This window comes from Mesorhizobium sp. B4-1-3, assembly GCF_006439355.1.
Lineage (GTDB): Bacteria > Pseudomonadota > Alphaproteobacteria > Rhizobiales > Rhizobiaceae > Mesorhizobium.
The window spans coordinates 41,616-60,497 of record NZ_VFTG01000027.1 but is presented as its reverse complement, the minus strand read 5'-3'; the positions used below and the strand labels follow the sequence as shown (position 1 = coordinate 60,497).

Annotated in this window: 21 protein-coding genes; 14 read left to right on the top strand and 7 right to left on the bottom strand. The window is 63.4% G+C overall.

Annotated elements, in window-relative coordinates; translation table 11 throughout:
• Positions 1-8: 8 nt before the first annotated feature.
• Genes FJW06_RS25165 through FJW06_RS25155 form a run of 3 tightly spaced genes read right to left on the bottom strand, consistent with a single transcriptional unit; the run spans position 9 to position 2,738 of the window.
• Positions 9-515: a GTP-binding protein gene (locus tag FJW06_RS25165; protein WP_140755642.1), complete on the bottom strand. Its 507-nt coding sequence runs from the start codon at positions 513-515 to the stop codon at positions 9-11.
• Positions 515-2,383, bottom strand: a complete 1,869-nt coding sequence (locus FJW06_RS25160; RefSeq protein WP_140755640.1) for an OmpA family protein — start codon at positions 2,381-2,383, stop codon at positions 515-517. The genes FJW06_RS25165 and FJW06_RS25160 overlap by 1 nt, the downstream gene beginning before the upstream one ends.
• 1 nt (position 2,384) lies before the next feature.
• Entirely contained in the window at positions 2,385-2,738 is a 354-nt protein-coding gene (locus FJW06_RS25155; RefSeq protein ID WP_246674830.1) for a hypothetical protein, read from the bottom strand.
• 386 nt (positions 2,739-3,124) lie between these two features.
• Here FJW06_RS25155 and FJW06_RS25150 point away from each other — a divergent pair, with 386 nt between their 5' ends.
• The 3 genes from FJW06_RS25150 (at position 3,125) to mscL (ending at position 4,475) form a co-directional block, all read left to right on the top strand.
• Positions 3,125-3,475: a YidB family protein gene (locus tag FJW06_RS25150; protein WP_140755589.1), complete on the top strand. Its 351-nt coding sequence runs from the start codon at positions 3,125-3,127 to the stop codon at positions 3,473-3,475.
• Between the two features lie 101 nt (positions 3,476-3,576).
• The gene (locus FJW06_RS25145) at positions 3,577-3,918 is read left to right on the top strand and encodes a DUF2853 family protein (protein ID WP_140755587.1); all 342 of its coding nucleotides are present in this window, start codon (positions 3,577-3,579) and stop codon (positions 3,916-3,918) included.
• 134 nt (positions 3,919-4,052) lie between these two features.
• The gene (gene mscL / locus FJW06_RS25140) at positions 4,053-4,475 is read left to right on the top strand and encodes a large conductance mechanosensitive channel protein MscL (protein WP_140755585.1); all 423 of its coding nucleotides are present in this window, start codon (positions 4,053-4,055) and stop codon (positions 4,473-4,475) included.
• 523 nt (positions 4,476-4,998) lie between these two features.
• Here mscL and FJW06_RS25135 read toward each other — a convergent pair.
• Positions 4,999-5,664: a response regulator transcription factor gene (locus tag FJW06_RS25135; RefSeq protein WP_140755583.1), complete on the bottom strand. Its 666-nt coding sequence runs from the start codon at positions 5,662-5,664 to the stop codon at positions 4,999-5,001.
• Positions 5,665-5,677: 13 nt separating this feature from the next.
• Complete coding sequence (locus tag FJW06_RS25130; RefSeq protein ID WP_140755581.1) at positions 5,678-6,757, bottom strand: histidine kinase; 1,080 nt, start codon at positions 6,755-6,757, stop codon at positions 5,678-5,680.
• Positions 6,758-7,016: 259 nt separating this feature from the next.
• Here FJW06_RS25130 and FJW06_RS30275 point away from each other — a divergent pair, with 259 nt between their 5' ends.
• The 6 genes from FJW06_RS30275 (at position 7,017) to FJW06_RS25105 (ending at position 10,229) form a co-directional block, all read left to right on the top strand.
• Positions 7,017-7,184, top strand: coding sequence for a hypothetical protein (locus FJW06_RS30275; RefSeq protein WP_181178552.1), 168 nt, complete (start codon positions 7,017-7,019; stop codon positions 7,182-7,184).
• 1 nt (position 7,185) lies between these two features.
• Complete coding sequence (locus tag FJW06_RS25125; protein ID WP_140755579.1) at positions 7,186-7,611, top strand: helix-turn-helix transcriptional regulator; 426 nt, start codon at positions 7,186-7,188, stop codon at positions 7,609-7,611.
• Positions 7,612-7,629: 18 nt separating this feature from the next.
• Positions 7,630-7,989: a hypothetical protein gene (locus FJW06_RS25120; protein ID WP_140755577.1), complete on the top strand. Its 360-nt coding sequence runs from the start codon at positions 7,630-7,632 to the stop codon at positions 7,987-7,989.
• Positions 7,990-8,180: 191 nt separating this feature from the next.
• Entirely contained in the window at positions 8,181-8,762 is a 582-nt protein-coding gene (locus tag FJW06_RS25115) for a VOC family protein (RefSeq protein WP_140755575.1), read from the top strand.
• Positions 8,763-8,784: 22 nt separating this feature from the next.
• Positions 8,785-9,603: a glutathione S-transferase family protein gene (locus FJW06_RS25110; RefSeq protein ID WP_140755573.1), complete on the top strand. Its 819-nt coding sequence runs from the start codon at positions 8,785-8,787 to the stop codon at positions 9,601-9,603.
• Between the two features lie 260 nt (positions 9,604-9,863).
• On the top strand, positions 9,864-10,229 hold the full coding sequence (locus FJW06_RS25105; RefSeq protein ID WP_140755571.1) for a hypothetical protein: 366 nt from the start codon (positions 9,864-9,866) through the stop codon (positions 10,227-10,229).
• Positions 10,230-10,318: 89 nt separating this feature from the next.
• On the opposite strand, the gene FJW06_RS25100 is transcribed toward FJW06_RS25105, so the two are convergent.
• Positions 10,319-10,540, bottom strand: coding sequence for a hypothetical protein (locus tag FJW06_RS25100; protein WP_140755569.1), 222 nt, complete (start codon positions 10,538-10,540; stop codon positions 10,319-10,321).
• A 179-nt stretch (positions 10,541-10,719) separates the two neighbouring features.
• A complete protein-coding gene (locus FJW06_RS25095) occupies positions 10,720-11,067 on the bottom strand; it encodes a hypothetical protein (RefSeq protein ID WP_246674829.1) in 348 nt (115 codons plus the stop codon).
• Positions 11,068-11,266: 199 nt separating this feature from the next.
• Between FJW06_RS25095 and FJW06_RS25090 the strand changes: the two genes are divergently transcribed.
• From FJW06_RS25090 to pstB, 5 genes are all read left to right on the top strand, one after another.
• Positions 11,267-14,614, top strand: coding sequence for a response regulator (locus FJW06_RS25090; protein ID WP_246674828.1), 3,348 nt, complete (start codon positions 11,267-11,269; stop codon positions 14,612-14,614).
• A gap of 491 nt (positions 14,615-15,105) precedes the next feature.
• On the top strand, positions 15,106-16,164 hold the full coding sequence (gene pstS, locus FJW06_RS25085) for a phosphate ABC transporter substrate-binding protein PstS (RefSeq protein ID WP_140755565.1): 1,059 nt from the start codon (positions 15,106-15,108) through the stop codon (positions 16,162-16,164).
• A gap of 64 nt (positions 16,165-16,228) precedes the next feature.
• Positions 16,229-17,215 (top strand): phosphate ABC transporter permease subunit PstC, encoded by a 987-nt coding sequence (gene pstC, locus FJW06_RS25080; protein WP_140755563.1) that lies wholly within the window; start codon positions 16,229-16,231, stop codon positions 17,213-17,215.
• Positions 17,216-17,218: 3 nt separating this feature from the next.
• Positions 17,219-18,070, top strand: a complete 852-nt coding sequence (pstA, locus tag FJW06_RS25075) for a phosphate ABC transporter permease PstA (RefSeq protein WP_140755561.1) — start codon at positions 17,219-17,221, stop codon at positions 18,068-18,070.
• On the top strand, positions 18,067-18,870 hold the full coding sequence (pstB, locus tag FJW06_RS25070; protein ID WP_140755559.1) for a phosphate ABC transporter ATP-binding protein PstB: 804 nt from the start codon (positions 18,067-18,069) through the stop codon (positions 18,868-18,870). The genes pstA and pstB overlap by 4 nt, the downstream gene beginning before the upstream one ends.
• Positions 18,871-18,882: the final 12 nt, after the last annotated feature.

The window sequence follows — 18,882 nt, the reverse complement described above, 5'->3', positions numbered from 1 at the left end:
TTTATCGGCTACAGCTGCCGACGCCGTATCGTTTCGGCGAGTTCGGCAAAGGCATCCACTATACCCTCACCATTCTTGGCGCTCACGAACTTGACGCTCGATCGCGGCAGTTGACCGAGCTCTTCGGCACTGCCGGGGGCTTCGGCGAGATCGATCTTGTTCACCAGCGCCCGGTATGGCCTGCCCGGGAATCGCGTCTCGAAGCTGCGGACCAGCTCGATCATGCGCGTCACCGTTTGCGGACGCGTCACGTCCGAGACGATAATCGCGGCCGACGCGCCGGTCACATAAACGGTGTCGAAAATACGCGCGCCGAAATCGCCGTCGGTGTCCCACAGAACGAGCCTCGCCGCCTCGCCGCCGCGGGCCCCATCGGCCGGAACATCGTAGCTCAGTACCTCGACACCGAGCGTCGATTTGTATTCGCCGTCGAAACGATCATGCACGAGGCGGTACATGATGGACGTCTTGCCCACACCCATGTCGCCCAGCAGCATGACCTTGGCGCTGAACATCACTGAAGGCGCTCGGCTTGAAACACGTTTTCGAAGGTGACGCGGCGGTTGCCTTTGTTCGGCACATCGGAGATCGGCACCGAGGCCGAGCGCGAAACCACGAACAAGCGCGACGGCTCGATCCCGAGCGAAACCAATTTGCGCACCACCTGATCGGCCCTCTTGCGGGCAACCACGCGGTTGGTCTGTTCGGTTCCGGTATCGTCGGCGTGGCCGACGATCCGGATTCTCAGGTCGTTGCCGGCAAGGAGTCCGGCCAGATCGCGGATTTGTTGATCAGCCTGTCTATCGTCGGCGAACGCGTCGCCCGTGCCGAAGAAAATCGCCGTCGAAGCTATGAAGCGCTCGATCCGCTCGGCGGGGCTGTCGGCTATCGACCGCACTGCCTCGTATTGCTGGTTTCTGGCTTTTGCTTCCTCGGCCACCGCTGCGCGTATCTCGTCGATGCCCGCCCGCAGGCCGGCAAGGGATTGCAGCTCCTCCTGGCTCGGCCCGCGCGCCTGATCGATCCGGGCCTGCAGGCCTGCGAGAGACTGCTGCTGGCCGGCGAGCGCTTCGCCGGTTTCGCCGGCGGACTTCCGCAGGCCGGCCAGAGACTGCCGCAGCTCGGCGACCGCCCGGCGGTTTTCGTCGATGCCTGCCTGAAGGCCGGTTACCGACTGCCTCAGGGCGTCGATATCGGCACGCAGCGCCGCCGACTGTTCCATGTCCGGCACGACGCCGATCCGGCCGGCCACCCGATAGGGCGCGGCGGCCTTGGCCAAGGCGTCGATCAGCGGCGCTGTCTGCACCTGGCTTGGCTCTATGCCGGAGACCGAGACGCTGCGGCCGTGATGGTCAAAGTCCAGCCGCAGCGGGAAGCTTTCCAACAGCGGCTGTTTGTCGGCCAATTCCTGGAGCGCAGCGTTGGTACGCCGCTCCAACATCGTGCGGGCCAAATAGACGCTCGCCAGCCATGCCAGCCCGGCGGCGACGAGAGCCGCGAGCACCAACAGGACGACCTTTCCGCCCCGACGCGGTTTGGGCCCAGCGGCGGGATCGGCTTCGATGGAGGAGGCCAGCGACGCCAGCGTGGCGGCGTCGCAGTCCTTGCCGCCGTCCATGCTCTCGATCGTGTCGAAGAAAAGCGAATTGATCCTGGCGCCGTCGACCGGGCGAAGGGGGCCGATGCATTCCGCCGCCAGGATGAACCGGGGCGAAGCGCGAAGCACGATCTCGCGTCCGCCGAAATCGAGCTGCTGCAGATTTCCTTCGCCGGCCAGGGCCTGGACGGAAAACTCCAGGATCGCCGCCACCATCGCGCTGAGCAGGTCGGCCTTCTCGTCGGAGGTCTCGTCGCGCCTCCAGTCCGCGACCAGGCGTCCGTTGCCGCGCTCGATCATCAGCAGCCGGTTGACGCGCGGCGGACCGGCGTTTGCCAGAACGAACTCGCTGATCGGACGGCCCGTCGCCAGCGACTTGACGCGCCCGATCCACAGCTCCGTGGATGTCAGGGCGGTGAGTCGCTGCTCCAGCCTCGCGACGAGTTCCTTGAAGGCGTTCGCCACGGCTGCGCTGACCAACCGGCCCGTGATCGGGTAGAGCGCGTCGACCATGAGGTCGCGTGAATTCCTGATCTCGCTGCGGATCGCGGAGACCACCGACGGTGCGATGACATTCGCCAGCTCGCGCGGCCGGACGACTTCGGCGCGCTCCAGCGCGGCGACGAGGATGTCGGCCGTTGCCGTTTCCAGCCGGTCGGGGCTGCCGATATATTGCTGAAGCAGAGCAACGTCCGCTCCCAGCGCCGCGAGCCGCGCCGCCTCCGTTTGAAAGAGCAGCTTTCTAAGCTGCTCGATCTCACGGTTCTGGCCGGCGGCTGACGTCATGCTACTTTCCCGCGCGGCCGGACCCTAGCCCGCTGATGGTTGCTCCAAGGTCCGAAATCGCGGCGCCGATGTCCCTTTGCGAGGCGAGACGCTTCTGTTCGGTCTCCCGCTCGAGTTCCAGGACGTGCGCCTGCAGGGCCGCGAGCTCCTTCGCGAAGTCCGCCTGCAGCTGCTTGATGCTGGCCTGCATCTCCTCGCGCAGGTCGGCAAGGTTGCTCTCGAGCGATCGCTGAGCGCCTCCGAACAGGAGATTGCGAACCTGTTCGATCGTGGCCTCGGGATGGACGGTCGCTTCCGATCCGTTGGCGGATGTGGCTCCATCCTTGGCCTTTCCAGCTTGCTCGGCGCCTTTCATGCTCATTCCCCGGTTTTCCAGCTTACGAATACTGTGACGATCGTTATATCAAATCCTAATTCGTGTGATAGGCAATCGACTTATTGTCATCGGGGGGCTGTCACGCGTTAGGCGTGGCATTTACGCCGCCCTATTCATCGTCACCTAACGCAATGACGAGCATCACGCCAGTCGTCCTCCGGGGTCCGATCGAGCTCGCCCACCGCTATACAGGAACGAGGCGCAAGGAATGGCTCCCGGTTTAAGCGCAACCGGGTTGATGCCGAATGTGACTTTCGTCATCTTCGGTCCTGACCTTCGTCAGGTGTCGCGACCCCGCGAAACGGCATAGATCACACCTGAACGTTGCGCGGCAACGGATGTGATTTTTGACGGGAGGTTTCCGGATGGGGCTTTTGGACAGTCTGCAAAACGCATTGCAGGGCGGGCAACAGAGCGGAGGCTCGAACCTCCTGGCCGATGCGCTGACCAGCGTCGGCGATTACCAGGGCGTGCTTGCCATGCTGCAGAAGTCAGGTCTCGGCGACCGCGTCGAATCCTGGCTGAGCACCAACGCTGCAAATCTTCCGATCGCGCCCGACGAGATCAAGGCGGCGCTTGGCGACCAGTGCCTCCAGCAACTGGCGAGCCAGTTCGGGATTCCTTTCGACCAGGTGGCCGGCGTCCTGGCTCAGCATCTGCCCGCCGCCGTCGACAAGGCTAGCCCCGACGGCGTGCTTGCGACGCGCAATAGCTGACATCTACGGGCAGCAGGACAATCCAGACATGGCTTTGCGGCAACCAGGCCGCGCGGCTCGACGGCAGCATCGCCGTCCGGCCGGAACGAGAGGGTAAACGTATGAGCAAGCGAGACGAACTGATCAGCAAATATGCGGCGGACCTGAAGGTGAAGTGCGGCCTTACGGCGGAAATGGATCTCCTGACGAAGGTGACGAAGGGCTGCGGCCCGGCGATCTACGACAAGGATGCATCGACCGTCTCGGCCTCGGACAAGGAGGAACTGGAACGGGTCAAGAAGAACTTTCTCGTCAAAAGACTGGGACTGTCGGACGACGCCGGCCTGGATGCGGGGCTCGCCAGGGTCATCGACCAGTACGGCCGGACCAACCGCAACAAACATCGCGCGGTCTTCTACTATCTGCTCGTCAAGCATTTCAGGCGTGAGAGCGTCTTCGCCTGACGGCACAAACAGGCAAATGGGGTTGAGCAATCCGGGAAAAGTGTGTGCGGTTTTCCGTCCGGAATTGCGTCAAAACAAGGCATAGGGGCTCGCCGTTTCCGTGAAATGGTGAAATGCCCTAAGAGGAGATGGGGATGCTGAAAGAATTCCAGGAATTCATTTCCAAGGGCAATGTGATGGATTTGGCCGTCGGCGTCATCATCGGCGCTGCCTTCGGCAAGATCGTCGATTCGTTGGTCAACGACATCATCATGCCGATCGTCGGCGCGATTTTCGGCGGACTGGACTTCAACAATTACTTCTTAGGGCTGTCCTCGAACGTCCATTCGGCCACGCTGGCCGATGCCAAGAAAGAAGGCGCCGTCTTCGCCTATGGCTCCTTCATCACCGTGGTGCTGAACTTCCTGATCCTGGCCTTCATCATCTTCCTGATGGTCAAGGCGGTGAACAACCTGCGCAAGCGACTGGAACGGGAAAAGCCTGCCGCTCCCGCGGCCCCGCCGCCGGCCGACGTGCAGCTCCTGACGGAAATCCGCGACCTGCTCGCACGGAAGTAACGGGATCGTTCGATGCGGTCGGGCGCTGGCCCGGCCGCCTCGGAGTCCGCATCCTCGTTTTTCGGTCCGCAAGCCTTCGCCACCGACCAGCGGAACCCTCCGCATAGCGTTTCCGCCTTCAACGAGGTCACCCACGTGACCGTCGGCAAGGCTTCGAACAATGGAGATCGTTGCGGAATTGCTCACGAGGCTCGACGACACCGTGCGGACCGTCAAAGCCCAGTTGGCCGAAATGGCAGGCAGCTCCACGCGCTCGTATCCCTGCTTGCGCCGAAACCGTCGATCGGTAGCGCCGAAATGGTTCTGACCATGCTGGCGCTTCGCGAAAGATGTGGTCGCCAAGCACTACTGTGAGGCTTCGACGCGGCCTCCCTCGACCTGCCGACAAGAGCAGGAACTCGGGCAACAAGACTGCCCGTGGCTCCCCCCGAAACCCCGGAGCCGCGGGTCTTTTTGCGCGTTCGATCGACTGGCAGGGTCCCATGCTGGAGAAACTCAAGGTCGCGGCGCATCGAACGGCAGTTCAACTTATCGTTTTTATGGCCAGCTCGGTTCTGTTCTTGGCGCCGCACTTCTCCAGGATCGTGCTGACGTAATTCTTTATCGTGCCCTCGGCCAGATGCAGTTGCGCGCCGATCTCGCCGTTGCTCTTGCCTTCGATGATCAGTTTCAGGATCTCGTTCTCACGCGCGGTCAGGTCGTTGCGGATCGACGCGCTCGCCGGGGCGTGCCGCGGACGCAGCCGCTTGAATTCCTCAAGAATTTTCGCCGCCACACCGGGTGAAAGCGCGGATTGGCCGTCCGCCACGGTCCGGATCGTGGCCGCGATCTCGTCGATCCTGGAGTCCTTCAACAGATAAGCCTTGGCTCCGGCGCTGACGGCCTCGAAAATCAACTCATTGGTCTCGAATGTGGTCAGGACCACGATGCCGGTGCCCGGAAATTCGCGCAGGATGCGCTGGGTCGCCGTGACGCCGTCGGCGCGGGGCATTTGCAAGTCCATCAGAATGACGTCCGGACGGTAGCGGCGCGCGAACTCGATCGCCTGCTCGCCATCGGCGGCGGCGCCGACGATTTCGAAATCGTCATTTTGCTGGGAAAGGAGCGTGGTGAGGCCTTCCCGGATCAATGTCTGATCCTCGGCGATCAACACGCGTATCCTCTCCGGTCGCGGGCGCGGATCGCTCATTCCTCTACCGCCCTCACTTTCCACGCCTCCGGGGCGCCGGACCACCGTTCGTCGCCGGCGCGGTCAGGGGAAGGGATATCCGCACCAGTGTACCCGCCCCCGGCGTGCTTTCCACGGTGCATCGTCCCCCTGCGAGTTCGGCAAATTCGGCCATTCCAATCAGCCCGAAATGCCCCTGTTTGGGGATGGTCCCATCAAAGCCGCGCCCGTCGTCGCGGATATCGACAACAAGGCTTCGGCGAGCTTCCGTTTTCTCCACGGCCGCGTCGAACCGGACCTGGCGCGCCTTCGCATGCGCCTCGACGTTGCGCAACACCTCGCCGACAATACGCCTGATCGTCGTCGCGTGATCCTGCAATCCGGTGCGGGCTCCATCGTCGATCCGTGTGGAGACCTCGATGCCGGTCTGCTGGGCGAAGTCCGACAGCATCTCCTCGACGTCCGAATCCGGCTCGAGGTCGTCTGGCATCCTGAGCCGGGCGATAGCGTCGCGCGCCCGCGCCAGGCCGTTTATCGCGGCCTCCTCGGCAATCGCCAGCCCGTCCGAGACGCGAGCGGGATCCGTCGCCAGAAAATGCCGCGTCAGCCGGATTTGCGTCAGCAATGCGATGATCGAATGCACCAGCGTGTCGTGAAGATCGCGCGCCAGGCGCAGCCGCGTGCGGGCGAGCGAGGCGAAGCGCACCTCGGAGTTGGCGGCTTCGAGCTGCTGCTCCATCAGGCGCCGGGCGCGCCGCTCGCTTTCGAACATGATCTCGGCCTGGCGCGCCGTGAAATCAGGCATTGCGATCACCACATAGTGCGATCGATCGCCGTTCCACAAGATGACCGCGGTGACGGGGCGGTCCAGCCCCGGCAATTCGGCCCGCACGCCAGACAATGCGATCAGATCGCGGCGCCCCTCGGACAAGGCCGCCATATCGGCCTCCATCCCGACCAGCAGCGTGCACAGGCAGCAGTCCGCTCCAAGGGCAGGCAGCCACTCGACCAGGCGCCCCACCTTTTGCTGAACAGTCCTGTCGGCCTGCAAAACAGCAAGCCCGATGACTTCCGCTTGCGCGGCCGGCAGCAATTCTGTGCCGATATCGATCATTCGTTCTCACAAAAACAGCCGTAGGCACGCGGCAGGTCCACTTTGACGTAAGCCCGAACCGGCCGCAAACGAATATGACTTTCGTCATATCATTCCTGACTTTCGGCAGATGTCACGTCCCAGCCTGAAGGCGCTAGATCGCGGTTCGTCGACATCGGCAACCTGTCGGCGTGGTTGATCGTTGCGCGGTTCGCCGGTGCGACGGGCTCGGACCAAGGGAGCAGCGGTTGCCGCGATTTCAGCACTGGGAAAAGGAACCGTGGACGTGGGACCGGTTTCGGCAGTTGCCGATCAGCTTTCAGATATTGGCGGTTCTATCCGCCGCCGCGGTGCTGTCGATCGCATTCCTGATCGTCATGCTCGCTATGTTCCGGTGATCCAAGCCGGTTTCGAGCCGCGCCGTGAGCCAAACCCGAAGGCCGGCTGACATGAAGCTAAACGTCCAGTTCATCAAGCACCCAGGCTCCAAGGAACGCATGGTCGTGCTGCCGGAATCGCAGTTCCGCATGCTCAAGCGGACGGCGATGGCCGGTGTGGCCGACCTTGACCAACCTGCCCCCAACAGTCCCTTGCCCAAACGCATCCTGGACAAGATTGCCGCCGGCGAGAACCCGGTTCGCGCCGTGAGGATCCTGCGTGGCCTGAGCGGAAGGCAGCTTGCCGCCCAAGCCGGGATAACCCCGAGCATGCTCTCGCAGATAGAGCGCTCCGGAAAAACAGCCTCCACCAAAACCCTCAAGGCGATCGCGCATATTCTGGATGTGCCGTTGGGTGCCATATCGCCTCATCTGTCCGCCGGTATCGGCGGTGTTCCGGGCGAGACCGGCAGGCCCGTGGCGTGGATCCTGACCTGAGGGATCGAGATGCCTGCGATGAATGCAACGAACAGCCGCTCCTCGGGATCGCTGGCGGGGGTCTCAGAGCGGGTAGCCATCCACCCGGTGGCGACCGCCGCCCTGATCGCATCCGGCTGTTGCCTTGTTCTCATTGTCGTCGGCTCGGTATCAGGCTTCGCACTTCCTTCCACCATGCATGATCCGGATTTGATTGTCGTGAACACTAGCGGCAAAGGCCCGCGCATCGTTCCCGGATCGGGGATCGACTCCGCCTGCAAGGGGCAAAACTGGGGTCATGAATCCAGAGAGTGCTTGGCCGCTATCCGCATCCAGACCGGACAGCGGCGACCGATCCGCATCATCGCCGAGGGCGGCACTGGCCCCCAAGCGCAGTGAAGGCCAGCGCTTCTGGCGTAACGCCCCGGATTGAATTAGCATCCCCTCATCAACGCTCCGGCGGCAATCGGATAAGATGCTGTATGCCGAGCGACGAGAACCGAGCGGCGGTCGCCCAGGGCCGATCCAAGCATGGCCAGGCACCTGGGAACCAGACAGCCGGCAGGCGCAAGCTCAGGCGGGAGGAGCCAATGCGGAAGCTGCAGTCGCAAGGCGTTCATCACATCACGCTGGTCGGCGCCGGTCGCCAGACCTCGATCGACTTCTGGGAGGGCGTGCTCGGCATGCCCTTCATCTTCGAGCAGCCCAATCTCGACAAGGCGAGCGAAAGCCATCTCTATTTCGATCCGGGCGACGGGCGTCTGATCACCGTCTTCACCGACGAGAGCCGCACTCCGGTCAAGCGGCGCACGCCGACCGATATCGGCTGCGTCCACCACATCGCGTTCTCGGTGTCGCGGGTCACCTTCCTGCAGGCGGTCTCGCGGCTCGATGAGCGCGGCATCAAGCACAGCGGCGTCAAGGACCGCGGCTTCATGGACTCGATCTATTTCGAGGACCCGCTGGGACTTTTGATCGAGCTTGCTTCCTACCGCTTCGAGCCCCCGGCCGGCTTCACCCATTCCGACGTGCTGATGGAAGCGCACAAGATCCGTGTGGCGCGCGGCGACTACAACATCGCCGAGGTCCATCTCGCGGACGCCATCCAGGCGCTGGTCGAGCGGTCGCGTGAAACATTGTCCGAGAGCAGGACGCCGAAGAACCCTTATTAACCAGGTCAGAGGGAGGGCCGACATGGCAAAGGCTGCAACGAAGAGTTCAAAGAAACCGGCGGCCAGGGCCGCGCCACAAGCCGCGGCGAAAACCACCGCCAAGGTGACGGCAAAAGCCGCGCCTAAAGCGAAGCCGGCCAAGAGGCCCGGCATAAAACTCAGCATGCTGAGGCCGAGCGTCAACAACATGACCGTGCGGGTGTTCGCGCGCGCGGCCGGACTCGATCCGGCAGAGACCGATGCCTGGGGTCATACGCGTTCGCCCGAATTCCTGGCGCGCAATCCAGCGCATCTGACGCCGATGATCGAGGACAAGGGCCTACCGCGCGGCGTGCTGTGGGAAAGCTGCGCCATCATGCAGTATCTCGCCAACAAGCACGGGCTGGATAAGTTCTATCCGAAGGCGCCGGCAAAGCGGGCGATGGTCGACAGCGCCATGTTCTACCTGGTCGGCACGCTATATCCTTATGTCGCGCGCGCGACATATCCGGCGCTTGGCTTTCCGCAATATGCCGGCGAGGTCGGCCACAGCGACGCCCACCCGGACAAGAAATCGGAAGCGCAGAAGGCTGCGATAGCCGCGATCGCCGAGCCGCTCGAGGTGTTTCACTCCTTCTTCCGCGACGGCAAACCGTTCATCGGCGGCAACAACCCGTCGATCGCCGATATAAGGCTGGCGGCAACGCTCGAATTCCTGGCGGTCATCGACTACGCGCTGCCCGGCTGGGCGAAGGAATACATGGCGGCGCTGGAGAAGAAGCTAGGCAAGGCCTATTCGGAGCCGGCAGGCGACGTGCGCGGCTACATCGCGCATGTGAAATCGCAGGCCACAGCGCAGTAAGCCCCCCGGCGTTAAGGTTTCATTTACCCAAGGCCTGTCTACTGGTTCCAGTCCTCGCCGCGACCACGGATGTACTGGCGCAATGACGAGGCAAGGGAAAGGTCGGCTGCGTGCCGGCCTTTTGCTTTTCATGGCCATCGCGCGGAAATCACGACAGTATGATCGCACCGCTGACGGGGGAACGGAAAGCCTATTGTCATCCTCGTCATGGATCGTACGATGCCGCCCAGGGGGCAGAGCGACGGCGACGAGGATCTGCGATGAACACGACAAGATTTCTGATGATGGCGGGCGCGCTGTCGGTTGTGTCCTTTCCGTCGGCCGCCGCACCGCTCAACGGTATGAACGAGGTCGGCGCCGCCCTGCTTGCCTGCTGGACGCCGCCGGCCAATTCCGACAATTCCTCGGTCACGCTCAGCTTCAGCTTCAAACGCGACGGCACGCTGATCGGGCCGCCGAAAACAACCGCTATCCATGTCAGCGGCGACGACAAGGCGCGTAAGGCGTATGTCGACGCTGCGACCAAGGCCCTGAACGATTGTCTGCCGCTCAGCCTTTCGCCCTCGCTGGCGCAAGGCATTGCCGGCAACGTCTTCACGTTACAGTTCAATTCGCCGAAGAAGTAGACGGCAGGCCTGACTGCTTGTTCCGATGCAATTCCGTATAGAAGGCCACGGCGAAGCCGCCGAGCTTAACCGCTTTCCAGCAATTGTCTTCAGGTCGAACCGCGTGCGCGCCTGGCCTCGGCGTGCTTTTCCAGTTCCGGCATCTCGAAGACATAGTCGCTCCAGGCAGAGTCCGGAATCTGCCCGGCCAGATAACAATCCAGCAGAAGGCTCTGTTCGGGGGTAAGGGGTCTCGGCACCTGCTCATGATCCAGCCCAAGCGAATGGATCAGATTCCTGGTCAAGCCAGAGACGGTGAAGTGAACGGACATCTTCGGTCTCCTCTGCGCTGCGCGGATCAGAGCCAACAACGTCCGGCGCAGACCAAGGTTTCATCAGCGATGCGTGATTGCGTCGAGTATTCGGCCACCGCCCGCCTGAACCAGTCGGTTTGCCTTTCTCATATCCGGGCAGCGGGTCCAGCCTCAATCCGCCGGCGGATTAGGCAACGTCACTCGCAGACGACGCGGTAACGCTTGCCGCTTTCGCCGACATTCCTGCAGGTGAGGGGGCTCTGCCCGTCGGAAGACTGACCGGGCAGATCCTGGTTGTAGGAGGGCCTCGCCTGGGCGGACTTGGAATGGCGCCGCACGGTAGGGCTCTGCGGCGGGCTCGGCGGCAGAGGAAACACGTCCGACGCGATCTGCCGCGACGCGGTCGCTCCCGGCGGCGCCTCGTCCCAGACACGCCTGACGTCCATCCGGCTCGGAACGATCACCGTGCCGTCGTCGCTGCGCGCGCAACCACCCGCCGCAAGCAGCGCCGGGCACAGGATCAAAGCCGCGATTCGGTCAAACATTAGCAACACCTCAAGCACCTTATAGTGCGTCGTTGCCCTGATCGCCAACGGGCGGATTACCGCAGCCGGCGCCACGATGGGAATCCGCCTCAACGGCACCGGGCGGCAGGCGGTTGCAATCATTATGGTTAGCGGATCGTTAATGCTTGTCGGGCACATTCCACCGACCAACCGGCACGGTTCGGCCTTGGGGGTAGGAATGGCGGATACGGACGGAACTGTCGGGGCGGACAGCGCGCGGAATTTTGACAAGGCGGATATGCGCGCCAACGGGGCCTTTCTCGGTGACATGGCGGGGACTTCGCAGGCGCTCGCCAATCTGAGCCTGATGGTCGATTCGATGCCGATCGGCGTCATCGTTCTCGATGCCGACTTGCGGGCCGAGGTGATCAACCGGGCATTCTACGACTTCTGGAAGATCGATCCGCTGCGCGCTCCAGCCGGCAGTCGCTTTCGCGACCTCATGGAAGCCAGCCGCGACACCGATCCGTTCGGCGGCGAGGACCAGGCCTGGCAAAGCCATGTGGCCCAACGGGAGGCCGAAATCCGGGCCGGTGCTGCTGGATCCAGGCAGTTGCCGCGCAAGGACGGCCGCACGCTGATCGCCTCGCTGGCGCCTCTTCCCGGCGGCAAGCGGCTGATCTCCTATATCGACATCACCGACATGAAACAGCGCGAGACCGAGGCCGAGGACGCGCGCAGGAATCTCGCCACCGTGCTGGAGTCGCTGCCGGCGGGCGTCATCATCTACGATCGCGACGACCGCTTCGTCTTCGCCAACCGCAAGCTGCAGGACACGCTGCCGGCGCTGAAGCCGGCCTGGCAGCCGGGCCGCACATTCCGCGAGGCATTGGCCCTCGGCCATTCCGTCGGCTACTTCCGTTCGAGCGGCGACCCTGCGATCGATGACCTTTACGCTGTCGACACCGAGCGTTGGCTTGATGCCATGCTACGGCGATATCGCTTGCCGAGCTCTTCCTACGAGCGCGTCAATCCGGACGGGCGCTGGTACCAGGTCTACGACATGCGCACCGGCGACGGCACGTTCATCGGCGTGCGCGTCGATATCACCGACATCAAGGCTCGTGAGAAGGCGCTGCGCGATTCCATGCGCCAGATCGACCTCTACCGGCACGTCATGGACGAGCTGCCTGTGGCCGCCTTCATCAAGGCCGACGATCTCAGCATCGAATTCGTCAACAAGGCCTGGTGCGCGCTGACCGGCCTCGCCAAGGACGAAGTGCTCGGCAAGACGGATCGCGCGCTTTTCGCGACGCAAGAGGCGGACGGTTTCAGCAATGACGACACCGAAGTCGTAACGACCGGTCTGGGTCGCGAGGTCGAGGAAGCCGTCACCCATCGTGACGGCACGGTGCGGCAGCTGATGACGCGCAAGAGCCGGCTGGTGGCGACCGACGGCTCTGTGCATCTGGTCGGTTCCAGCACCGACATCACCGACGTGAAAGCGCGCGAACAGGCGCTGAAGCAAAGCATGAGCGAGAACGAGGTTTTCCGCAGCCTCATCGACAATGTGCCGGTGTCGATCTACGCTAAGCGCTCCGACCTCAGGCAGTTCTACGTCAACAAGGGCTGGTGCGATCTCACCGGCTTCAGCCGGGAAGAAGCGATCGGCAAGACGGACGTCGAGATATTCGGCGCGGACGGCGCAGCCTTCGTCGCCGGCGATCTGGCCGTGCTGCGCACCGGAGAAACGCAGGAGATGGAGGAGACGGTGACGCTGCCGGACGGCAGCGTCAGGCACCAGTTCGCGCGCAAGGGCGCGATGATCGCCTCGGACGGCTCGCTCTACCTCATCGGCTCCACCACCGACATCACCGAGCTCAAGCGACGCGAGGCCGAGCTCAGCGAAGCGCAGCGGCGCGCCGTGCTCGCCGACCGGGCCAAGTCGGAATTCCTCGCCAATATGAGCCACGAGATCCGCACGCCGATGAACGGGGTCCTTGGAATGGCAGAGCTTTTGGCAAAGTCGGACCTTGATCCGAAGCAGAAGACGTTCACCGACATCATCGTCAAATCCGGCAACGCGCTGCTCACCATCATCAACGACATCCTCGACTTCTCCAAGATCGACGCCGGCCAGCTGGTGCTCGACCCGGCGCCCTTCAACCTCGCCGAGGCGATCGAGGATGTGGCGACGCTGGTATCGACGCGCGCCAAGGAGAAGGACCTCGAGCTCATCGTCCGCATCCAGCCGGGACTCGACGGCCAGTTCGTCGGCGATGTCGGTCGCGTCAGGCAGATCGTCACCAATCTGCTCGGCAACGCCGTGAAATTCACCGACGAAGGCCATGTCCTGGTCGACGTCACCGGTGAGCGGGTTCCGGCGGGAACAAGGCTCACCATATCGGTTACCGATACCGGCATCGGCATCCCGGAAGAGAAGCTGAAGCTGGTGTTCGAAAAATTCAGCCAGGTCGATACCTCCTCGACCAGGCGGCACGAAGGCACCGGACTTGGCCTTGCCATCACCTCGCGGCTGGTCGAGATGATGGGCGGCGACATCGGCGTCGACAGCGCCGAGGGCAAGGGCTCGACCTTCTGGTTCACGGTCACGCTGCCCAGGGCCGAGCAGGGCGGACGGCGCATCACGCCGGTCGACGTCACCGGCGCGCGCGTGCTCATCGTCGACGACAACGCCGTCAACCGCTCGATCCTGAGCGAGCAGATGGCGTCGTGGGCGTTCGATTCCTGCGCGGCCGAAAGCGGCGCCGAGGGGTTGAAGGTGCTGATTGCCGCCGCCGCCTATGGCGTGCCGGTCGACTGCGTGGTGCTCGATTACCAGATGCCCGGCATGACCGGCGCCGAGATGGCGCGCATCGTGCGCAACACGGCGGGCCTGGCCCATACGCCCATCATCATGCTGACCTCCGTCGACCAGTCGCTTGCCAACACGACCTATCGCGACCTCGGCATCGATGCGCAGCTTATCAAGCCGGCGCGCTCCTCCATCCTTTTGGAAACTCTGGTTGCGACCATCCAGCGTCATCGCCACAGCGGTGCCGCGGCGCAACCCGCCGCCGGCTCGGCCACGCCTCAGGCCGCGCCGGCGCAGGCGGCGGCATTGGAGCGCGCCATGCTGCAGCCGCCGCCGGTGCGGACGCGTCCACGCCCAACCGACGCGGAGCGCGGGCTTGACGTCCTCGTCGCCGAGGACAATGAGGTGAACCAACTGGTGTTCACCCAGATCCTGGGCGAGACCGGTTACCGCTTCGAGATCGTCGGCAATGGCCGCAAGGCGCTGGACGCCTTCGGCAGGCTCAATCCGCGCATGATCCTGATGGATGTGTCGATGCCGGAAATGAACGGGCTGGAGGCGACGGGCGCCATCCGCCGGCTCGAGGAGGACATGGGCACCCATGTGCCGATCGTCGGCGTCACCGCGCATGCACTGAAGGGCGACCGCGAACGCTGCCTGGAAGCCGGGATGGACGATTACCTGCCGAAGCCGATCAGTCCGCGGGCGCTGCTCGAAAAGCTCGAGCGCTGGCTGGGATCAGACGTCGAGACCCGGCGCAACGCCGGTTAAAGCGAATTTAGCCGGCAGGCTGGCGCGGGGCGTTGACGCATGCGTATGGTGCGATCGCACCATACCAAAGCAAAAGCCAAGCTTGGACAATGTGGTCCATCGATTCCGCCCTTCGGTTACGGGCGGGAGCAGCGACCGCCAACAAGAAACAGCGTCAACTCTACCCCAACGGACCTGTTTTCGGCGATGGCCAAGCCATGATCCGCTCTGGTGCTCAGGCAACGCGCTCTCGTCCGGATTTTATTTCCCGGCGGCCGAGATCCGGCCGCCGGGATAAATTTTGCTTCAAAAGCCAGACAAGTTGCTGATTTCCGCGGCAAACTCCGGCCGGCCCTTTCGGGGCCGCCGCCGCCCTCTCCAGACATCTCTTTCAGACGTTACCGGGCTGACACGAAACTGTCATGCGACTGTAATAATCGAGGGCTATTGCGCTCACCGGGCGCCGATAGAACGGGTGCCGAAAGACCATCTTCCGAACAGGAGCAGGCCACATGAGACATTTCATCCGCTCGGCGGCCGTTGCGATTGCAATGGCTGCGGCATCAACCCTTAGCATGGCGGCCGCGATGGCTGCCGACATCTCCGGCGCCGGCGCCACCTTCCCCTATCCGATCTATGCGAAGTGGGCCGACGCCTACAAGAAGGAGACCGGCATCGGCCTCAACTATCAGTCGATCGGCTCCGGCGGCGGCATCAAGCAGATCAAGGCCAAGACCGTGACCTTCGGCGCTTCCGACGCGCCGCTGAAGGGCGAGGATCTCGACTCCACCGGACTCGCGCAGTTCCCGATGGTGATGGGCGGCATCGTTCCGGTCGTCAACCTCGAAGGCATCAAGCCGGGCGAACTGGTGCTCGACGGTCCGACGCTGGCCGACATCTTCGCCGGCAAGATCACCAACTGGAACGACGAAGCGATCAAGAAGCTCAACCCCGACGTGAAGCTGCCAGACCAGGCGATCGCCGTCGTCCACCGTTCGGACGGCTCGGGCACCACGTTCAACTTCAGCTACTACCTGGCCGACGTCAGCGCCGACTGGAAGTCGAAGGTCGGTGTCAACACCGCGCTCGAATGGCCGGTTGGCATCGGCGCCAAGGGCAATGAAGGCGTCGCCAACAACGTCTCGCAGACCGGTGGCGCGATCGGCTATGTCGAATACGCCTATGCCAAGCAGAACAAGCTCACCTATACCGACCTGATCAACAAGGACGGCAAGAAGGTCGAGCCGACGGCCGCCGCGTTCTCGGCCGCTGCGGCCAATGCCGACTGGAACTCGCAGCCGGGCTACGGCGTCATCCTGGCCAACCAGGCCGGCGCCGAATCCTGGCCGATGACGTCGGCCACCTGGATCCTCGTCTACAAGAAGCCCGACGACGCGGCGGCCACGACCGAAGCGCTCAAGTTCTTCGCCTGGTCCTATGCTAAGGGCGACGAGCTGGCCTCCAGTCTCGACTACGTTCCGATGCCCGACTCGGTCGTGAAGAGCGTCGAGGCAATGTGGGGCAAGGACATCGTCGACGCGAACGGCAAGCCGCTCTACTCCGGCATGTAATTCTTGGCGAATAAGGAGGGCGTCCTTGGCGCCCTCCTGTCTCTTTCGAAATGCGAGGGGCCAAATGACAGCCGTTTCCGAAGCCGCGACATCGTCCGCTATGCGGACCAGGGAAGCGACAGTGCGCCGCTTCGCCGTCACCGACATGGTCTTCCGGGCGGCCACGCGCGCCTCCGCCATCCTCGTGCTGGTTCTGCTCGGCGGCGTCGCGATCTCGCTGATCGCCGGCTCGTGGGAGGCGTTGTCGAAGTTCGGCTTCTCCTTCCTGACCACCGAATCCTGGAACCCGGTCACCGAAAATTTCGGCGCGCTCGCGCCCATCTACGGCACCATCGTCACCTCGGCCATCGCCATTCTCATCGCCGTGCCGATCGGCATCGGCATCGCCGTCTTCCTGACCGAGCTTTGCCCGCGCCCGCTCCGCCGCCCGATCGGCATCGCGGTCGAACTGCTCGCCGGCATTCCCTCGATCATCTACGGCATCTGGGGCCTGTTCGTCTTCGCGCCGTTCCTGCAGACGACGGTGCAGCCCTTCATCATCAGCCTTTTCCACGGCATACCGGGCCTCTCCAGCCTGTTTGCCGGTCCGCCCTACGGCATCGGCCTGCTGACCTCGTCGCTGATTCTCGCCATCATGGTGCTGCCCTTCATCACCTCGATTACCAAGGACGTGTTCGACACGGTGCCCGCGGTGCTGAAGGAATCGGCCTACGGCATCGGCTGCACGACCTGGGAAGTGACCCGGCGCGTGACCATCCCCTATACCCGCGTCGGCATCATGGGCGGCGTCATGCTCGGCCTCGGCCGCGCACTCGGCGAGACGATGGCCGTCACCTTCGTCATCGGCAACGCGCACCGCATCAGCGCGTCGCTGTTCGCGCCGGGCACGACCATCTCGGCGACCATCGCCAACGAATTCACCGAAGCCGACGGCAATCTCTATACATCCTCGCTGGTGTCGCTCGGCCTGATCCTGTTCATCATCACCTTCATCATCCTAGCGCTCGCACGCTACATGCTGTTGCGCATCGATAGCCGCACGGGAGCCTGACCGATGTCGACTGCCCAATCGCTCCACCAAAGCCGCAAGCGCAAGAATGCCGTGATGATGGCGCTGTGCGTCATCGCGGCGGGTATCGGCCTCGCCTGGCTGGCGCTGATCCTCGGCGCCCTGCTCTACAAGGGGCTCTCGGGGGTGAACCTTGCCGTGTTCACGGAAATGACGCCGCCGCCCGGCGATGCCGGCGGCCTGCTCAACGCCATCTACGGCAGCATCGTCATGACGGTCATCGGTATCGTCGTCGGCACGCCGATCGGCGTGCTTGCCGGAACCTACATGGCCGAGTACGGACGCTTCTCGAGGCTCACTACGGTCGTGCGCTTCATCAACGACATCCTCTTGTCGGCGCCGTCGATCATCATCGGACTGTTCGTTTATGAGCTGCTGGTGCGGCCGATGGGACATTTCTCGGCGATCGCCGGCGCCGTGGCGCTGTCGATCCTGGTGATCCCCGTCGTGGTGCGCACCACCGAGGACATGCTGAACCTCGTGCCCAACGCGCTGCGCGAAGCAGGCACTGCCATCGGCGCGCCGCGCTGGGTGGTGATCCGCTCCGTCGCCTATCGCGCGGCGCTCTCCGGCATCGTCACCGGCATCCTTCTGGCGATCGCCCGCATCTCCGGCGAGACAGCGCCGCTCCTCTTCACCGCGCTCAACAACCAGTTCTGGTCGAGCAATCTCAATGCCCCGATGGCCAGCCTGCCGGTGACCATCTTCCAGTTCGCTCTCAGCCCTTACGAGGAATGGCAGCAGCTGGCCTGGACGGGCGCACTCATAATCACCCTGACCGTTCTCGGGCTGAGCATCATCGCCCGCAGCCTAACCGGACGCAGAGAGGACAGATGAAACCGATGTTGTCCACCGACCTGAACGCACCCGACACAACCGTCGAGAAGGCCAAGATCGAGGTCAAGAACCTCAACTTCTACTATGGCCAGTCGAAGGCGCTGAAGGACATCAACCTGTCCTTGCCCGAGCGCAGCGTGACGGCCTTCATCGGTCCGTCCGGCTGCGGAAAGTCGACGCTGCTGCGTGTGCTGAACCGCATCTACGAGCTCTACCCGAAGCAGACCGCCGAAGGGCAGGTGCTGCTCGACGGCAAGAACATCCTCGACCGCTCGCAGGACCTCAACCTGCTCAGGACCAAGATCGGCATGGTGTTCCAGAAGCCGACGCCGTTCCCGATGTCGATCTACGAGAACATCGCCTTCGGTGTCAGGCTCTATGAGAAGATCAGCAAGGCCGAGATGGACAACCGCGTCGAGTCGGCGCTGAAGCGGGCCGCGCTCTGGAGCGAGGTCAAGGACAAGCTCAACGCCAGCGGCCTCAGCCTCTCGGGCGGCCAGCAGCAGCGCCTGTGCATCGCCCGCACCGTGGCGGTGAAGCCCGAAGTGATCCTGCTCGACGAGCCGGCCTCGGCGCTGGATCCGCTGTCGACGGCCAAGATCGAGGAACTGATCGACGAATTGCAGGCCGACTACACGATCGTCATCGTCACCCACAACATGCAGCAGGCGGCGCGCGTGTCGCGGCAGACGGCGTTCATGTATCTGGGCGAGCTGGTGGAGTTCGACCGGACCGAGAAGATCTTCACCTCGCCCCGCGAGAAGCGCACGCAGGACTACATCACCGGCCGCTTCGGCTGAGCACATACGAGG

What these genes read in the sequence shown, in the direction of transcription:
- FJW06_RS25165 (WP_140755642.1), bottom strand. Translation starts at nt 515, where the DNA reads ATGTTCAGCGCCAAGGTCATGCTGCTGGGCGACATGGGTGTGGGCAAG.
- FJW06_RS25160 (WP_140755640.1), bottom strand. Translation starts at nt 2,383, where the DNA reads ATGACGTCAGCCGCCGGCCAGAACCGTGAGATCGAGCAGCTTAGAAAG.
- FJW06_RS25155 (WP_246674830.1), bottom strand. Translation starts at nt 2,738, where the DNA reads ATGAAAGGCGCCGAGCAAGCTGGAAAGGCCAAGGATGGAGCCACATCC.
- FJW06_RS25150 (WP_140755589.1), top strand. Translation starts at nt 3,125, where the DNA reads ATGGGGCTTTTGGACAGTCTGCAAAACGCATTGCAGGGCGGGCAACAG.
- FJW06_RS25145 (WP_140755587.1), top strand. Translation starts at nt 3,577, where the DNA reads ATGAGCAAGCGAGACGAACTGATCAGCAAATATGCGGCGGACCTGAAG.
- mscL (WP_140755585.1), top strand. Translation starts at nt 4,053, where the DNA reads ATGCTGAAAGAATTCCAGGAATTCATTTCCAAGGGCAATGTGATGGAT.
- FJW06_RS25135 (WP_140755583.1), bottom strand. Translation starts at nt 5,664, where the DNA reads ATGAGCGATCCGCGCCCGCGACCGGAGAGGATACGCGTGTTGATCGCC.
- FJW06_RS25130 (WP_140755581.1), bottom strand. Translation starts at nt 6,757, where the DNA reads ATGATCGATATCGGCACAGAATTGCTGCCGGCCGCGCAAGCGGAAGTC.
- FJW06_RS25125 (WP_140755579.1), top strand. Translation starts at nt 7,186, where the DNA reads ATGAAGCTAAACGTCCAGTTCATCAAGCACCCAGGCTCCAAGGAACGC.
- FJW06_RS25120 (WP_140755577.1), top strand. Translation starts at nt 7,630, where the DNA reads ATGAATGCAACGAACAGCCGCTCCTCGGGATCGCTGGCGGGGGTCTCA.
- FJW06_RS25115 (WP_140755575.1), top strand. Translation starts at nt 8,181, where the DNA reads ATGCGGAAGCTGCAGTCGCAAGGCGTTCATCACATCACGCTGGTCGGC.
- FJW06_RS25110 (WP_140755573.1), top strand. Translation starts at nt 8,785, where the DNA reads ATGGCAAAGGCTGCAACGAAGAGTTCAAAGAAACCGGCGGCCAGGGCC.
- FJW06_RS25105 (WP_140755571.1), top strand. Translation starts at nt 9,864, where the DNA reads ATGAACACGACAAGATTTCTGATGATGGCGGGCGCGCTGTCGGTTGTG.
- FJW06_RS25100 (WP_140755569.1), bottom strand. Translation starts at nt 10,540, where the DNA reads ATGTCCGTTCACTTCACCGTCTCTGGCTTGACCAGGAATCTGATCCAT.
- FJW06_RS25095 (WP_246674829.1), bottom strand. Translation starts at nt 11,067, where the DNA reads ATGTTTGACCGAATCGCGGCTTTGATCCTGTGCCCGGCGCTGCTTGCG.
- FJW06_RS25090 (WP_246674828.1), top strand. Translation starts at nt 11,267, where the DNA reads ATGGCGGATACGGACGGAACTGTCGGGGCGGACAGCGCGCGGAATTTT.
- pstS (WP_140755565.1), top strand. Translation starts at nt 15,106, where the DNA reads ATGAGACATTTCATCCGCTCGGCGGCCGTTGCGATTGCAATGGCTGCG.
- pstC (WP_140755563.1), top strand. Translation starts at nt 16,229, where the DNA reads ATGACAGCCGTTTCCGAAGCCGCGACATCGTCCGCTATGCGGACCAGG.
- pstA (WP_140755561.1), top strand. Translation starts at nt 17,219, where the DNA reads ATGTCGACTGCCCAATCGCTCCACCAAAGCCGCAAGCGCAAGAATGCC.
- pstB (WP_140755559.1), top strand. Translation starts at nt 18,067, where the DNA reads ATGAAACCGATGTTGTCCACCGACCTGAACGCACCCGACACAACCGTC.